Here is a 4,539-nt window from a genome sequence, read left to right on the forward strand (position 1 = left end):
TTTACAGCCCGATAAGTACTGTAATTAAACAGAAAACTTTAGTTCCGTGAGTTCATTTCTTTCTATAATCAGATAACAAAAATAGCGTAGGCAGAATACGGAGACTCCTGTGGGACTCACGAGAGCTGAAGATCCACTTGGTGAAGTGCCTTTCTTCACCAAGTTAGCTGAAGCCGAGCCCACGGAAAGCGCAGTATTCTGCCGGAGCGTATGTGAGCATTCATCATTAATCAGAATGGGAGAAAGCCTTACTTTTTCACCTTTCATTACTTCGCAGTTTGTATCTACTGTGTATTAGTTATTATTTCAGGGCTTCTTTTATTTATGGATTGAAATATTTGTGTTTTCTCAAGTGTATGATATAACTGATGTGAGTTGGGTCTACAACCATAAAACTTGCGACTTGTTGCTTGCAAGCTATACAATATGAAAATAAGTAAAAAATTTTTTTTGGATATTTTGGAGGATATTATGATCTTTGTATTAGATGTTGGTAACACAAACACTGTATTAGGAGTGTTTAATGATGGCCAATTAACATATCAATGGCGCATGCAAACGGACAAAAACAAAACAGAAGACGAATATGCCATGTTTATTAAATCATTATTAGGACATGAAGGATTAACTTTTTCTGACATTAACGGTATTGTCATTTCATCTGTAGTCCCACCGATTTTATTTGCCCTTCAGCGTATGGCAGATAAATATTTCCATTGTAATCCCATGATAATTGGTGATGAAAAAGTGAATCCATACTTAAAAATGAAGTATCCTAACCCTAAAGAGTTAGGTGCTGATCGTGTTGTCAACGCGGTAGGCGTCATTAAAGAATATGGTTCCCCGAGTATCATTATTGATTTCGGGACGGCTACAACCTACTGTTACATCAATGAAGCAGATGAATATGTCAGTGGTGTTATCACCCCGGGCATTAATATTTCTTTAGAAGCTCTATACCAGAATGCTGCCAAGTTACCGAAAATAGAAGTGAAAAAGCCAAGTAAGGTTTTAGGGCAATCAACGGTAGAAGCAATGCAATCTGGTGTTTACTTTGGGTACGTTGGTCAAGTAGATGCTGTCGTAAACCGGATAAAAAAAGAGGTTGGCGGGTCACCAAAAGTGATCGCCACAGGAGGTTTAGCAACATTGATTGCCAAAGACTCCTCTGTAATTGATATCGTCGACCCTTATCTAACCTTAAAAGGTTTGTACGAAATATACCAAAAGAATGAGCTAGATTTTGCGTAAAGAAAGGACGTTTATAAATGAGTGACTATTTATTAAAAGCAACAGCGTTTGGCGGAGATGTAAGAGCCTACGCAATCCGTTCAACAGATACAGTAGAAGAAGCACGAGTTCGCCAAGATACATGGGCAACTGCTTCGGCTGCACTTGGAAGAACACTTTCCATTTCCACGATGTTAGGTGCGATGCTGAAAGGTGAAGACAAGCTGACGGTAAAAGTGGAAGGAAACGGTCCAATGGGCGCAATTATTGCGGATGCAAATGCTAAAGGGGAAGTACGTGGCTATGTCGGAAACCCACATGTTGATTTTGAATCAAATGCACAAGGGAAATTGGATGTAAGAAGAGCAGTTGGAACCGAGGGAACACTAAGCATTGTTAAAGATTTAGGCTTAAAAAATCATTTTACTGGTCAAGTTCCCATTGTATCTGGAGAAATAAGTGAAGATTTCACCTATTACTTAGCTAATTCTGAGCAGGTTCCATCAGCGGTAGGAGCAGGAGTTTTAGTCAATCCAGATCATAGTATATTAGCTGCTGGAGGATTTATTGTACAGATGATGCCGGGAGCATCAGAAGAAACCATTGCTCAAATTGAGGAAAGGGTTGCCAACGTTCCACCTATTTCAAGGTTGATCCAAGATGGGAAACAGCCAGAGGAGATATTAGAGTTGTTATTAGGTGAAGGAAATGTTAAGGTTCATGAGCGTTTACCAGTGCAATTTTCTTGCCCTTGCTCAAAAGAAAGACTGGAAACAGCAATCCAAAGTTTAGGAAACGAAGAGATTGATTCAATGATTAGGGAAGATCACGGTGCTACGGCATCTTGCCATTTTTGTAATGAAACATACAAATTTACGATCGATGAGTTGCGGGCATTGAAGACAGAGTAATAGGGGGAGTAATAGTTGAGGGTATCACGTCTGGTATTATGGTCTATTATATTACTATTGCTCATAACAAATATTACAACCATTTTTATCCTTTCGGGAAAAAACAACTCAGATGAATTTGTAGTATTAGATGAGAATCCAGTGGATCGTAATCAACCTTTAGCAGAAATCGGGGATGAGGAAGTTTTATATCAAGATTGGATGAACGAATTAATAGAACAATATGGCGAATCCGTTTTACATGATTTAATTGATAAGGAAGTTGTTTTTCAGTTAGCAGAGGATAAAGACCTTGAGGTCCATCCGAAAATAATCGACCGAGAATTATCGAGAATGATGGTAATGCAAGGGGTGTTATCTGAAGAGGAAAAAGAGAAAAAAATTGAAAAATGGACCGAGCAAATAAAATATCGTTATTATCTACAACAACTTTTAAGTGAAGATGTTAGTGTTTCTGAAGCAGAAATAGAAGAGTATTATCAATTTTATCAAAACCAATACCAGTTTGATGATATGGTCCAGCTGTCACATATTCTCGTTTCGACACAACAAGAAGCAGAATATGTGATGGCGAGGTTGGATGATGGCGAACCTTTCAATGAGGTTGCAAAAGATTTGTCCATTGATGAGGAAAGTAGAACCGATGGCGGATATTTAGGGTTTTATTCTGAGACAAGCAGTTTTATACCAAGGGAATACTATGACACGGCGATTTCATTAGAAGCGGGGACATATAGTGAACCAATATTGGTAAATAACGGATATGCAATTATCTTCCATCACCAACATCTCCCTGCTATTGAATTGAACTATGATGAAGTGTATGAGGAAGTACGTCAAGATGTTGCCTTAGATCAATTACAGGCTGAAGTAGATGCTTCAGCTCTGTGGGATCAAATAGAAGTAGAGTTAAACTATAAAAATGAAAAAAATTAACTAACGCTTTCCATTTTATGGGTTGACATTGTATGCCGTTTCATGTACATTGTATATAAAACCAATAATTTTACTTGGATTTGAGGAGGAACTGGAATGAAAGTAGCTCAAAATGTTGCGGAATTGATTGGAAATACACCGATTGTGAAATTAAATCGCACAGCGGATCCTGAAGGTGCAGAGATTTATTTGAAGTTGGAATTTATGAACCCTGGTAGCTCTGTTAAAGATCGTATCGCACTAGCAATGGTTGAGGCGGCAGAAGAAGAGGGTGTTTTAAAAGACGGTGACACCATTATTGAACCAACAAGTGGTAACACTGGTATTGGTCTAGCATTAGTTGCCGCTATTAAAGGTTATAAAGCAATTTTAGTAATGCCTGATACAATGAGTATGGAAAGACGTAATCTATTACGAGCTTATGGTGCAGAGTTAGTATTAACACCAGGTGCAGAAGGTATGAAAGGTGCAATTGCGAAAGCAACAGAATTACAAAAAGAAAATGGCTACTTCATGCCACAGCAGTTTAATAATGTGGCAAACCCTGCGGTTCATGCTCGTACAACTGGTAAAGAAATTGTCGAGCAAATGGGCGATCAACTAGATGCATTTGTTTCGGGTATTGGAACTGGTGGAACAATCACTGGTGCAGGTAAAGTCTTGAAGGATCAGTACAAGGATATTAAAATTTATGCTGTAGAACCAACTGATTCAGCTATATTATCTGGAGGTAAACCGGGTCCTCACAAAATTCAAGGAATCGGTGCAGGGTTTGTACCAGAAGTTCTTGACACAGATATTTATGATGAAGTGATTACGGTATCCAATGATCAAGCCTATGAAACAGCTAGAGAGGCAGCTCGCAAAGACGGCGTACTTGGTGGGGTATCTTCAGGTGCTGCTATTTACGCAGCTAAACAAGTAGCACAAAAACTTGGCAAAGGCAAAAAAGTTCTTGCAGTTCTTCCAAGTAACGGAGAACGCTATCTATCAACCCCTCTTTATCAATTTGACGAAGAATAAACGACAAGGCGATTTAATAAAGAGAATAATTAAGCACAACCCCCGTTTCAGTTCATATTGAAACGGGGTTTTATTTTGCATAACCATCGCAGTAAACATAAACTGTGCAGTAGCGTGCATGGACTTGCGTTGATTCATTCTGTTTTTTAAGAAGTGTTGTCATTCGCTCCGGCAGAATACTGCGCTTTCCGTGGGCTCGGCTTCAGCTAACTTTGCAAAGAAAAGCACTTTGCAAAGTGGATCTTCAGCTCTCGCTGTCCCACAGGAGTCTCCGTATTCTGCCTACGCTATTTTTGTTCTCTGATTATAGAAAGAAATGAACTCATGGGACTAAAAAATTTTCTGTTTTATTACAGTACTAATTGGCTGTGAATGCCCTTTAGCATAGTCGTACCCTACATTACATATGGTGGAGAAATCGACTGGCTGATTTCGGATA

Annotated in this window: 4 protein-coding genes; all 4 read left to right on the forward strand. The window is 38.9% G+C overall.

Annotated elements, in window-relative coordinates; genetic code table 11:
* The first annotated feature begins 471 nt into the window (after positions 1-471).
* The 4 genes from GH715_RS20965 to cysK all read left to right on the forward strand — a co-directional run bounded on the left by GH715_RS20965 (position 472) and on the right by cysK (position 4,100).
* Positions 472-1,251: a type III pantothenate kinase gene (locus GH715_RS20965; protein ID WP_153837194.1), complete on the forward strand. Its 780-nt coding sequence runs from the start codon at positions 472-474 to the stop codon at positions 1,249-1,251.
* A gap of 17 nt (positions 1,252-1,268) precedes the next feature.
* Positions 1,269-2,141, forward strand: coding sequence for an Hsp33 family molecular chaperone HslO (gene hslO, locus GH715_RS20970; protein WP_153837193.1), 873 nt, complete (start codon positions 1,269-1,271; stop codon positions 2,139-2,141).
* A 15-nt stretch (positions 2,142-2,156) separates the two neighbouring features.
* Positions 2,157-3,077, forward strand: coding sequence for a peptidylprolyl isomerase (locus GH715_RS20975; RefSeq protein WP_153837192.1), 921 nt, complete (start codon positions 2,157-2,159; stop codon positions 3,075-3,077).
* Positions 3,078-3,173: 96 nt separating this feature from the next.
* Positions 3,174-4,100: a cysteine synthase A gene (gene cysK, locus GH715_RS20980; RefSeq protein WP_153837191.1), complete on the forward strand. Its 927-nt coding sequence runs from the start codon at positions 3,174-3,176 to the stop codon at positions 4,098-4,100.
* Positions 4,101-4,539 lie beyond the last annotated feature (439 nt).

Origin of the sequence: Gracilibacillus thailandensis, from assembly GCF_010994055.1 — a bacterium.
Classification (GTDB): domain Bacteria; phylum Bacillota; class Bacilli; order Bacillales; family Amphibacillaceae; genus Gracilibacillus; species Gracilibacillus lacisalsi.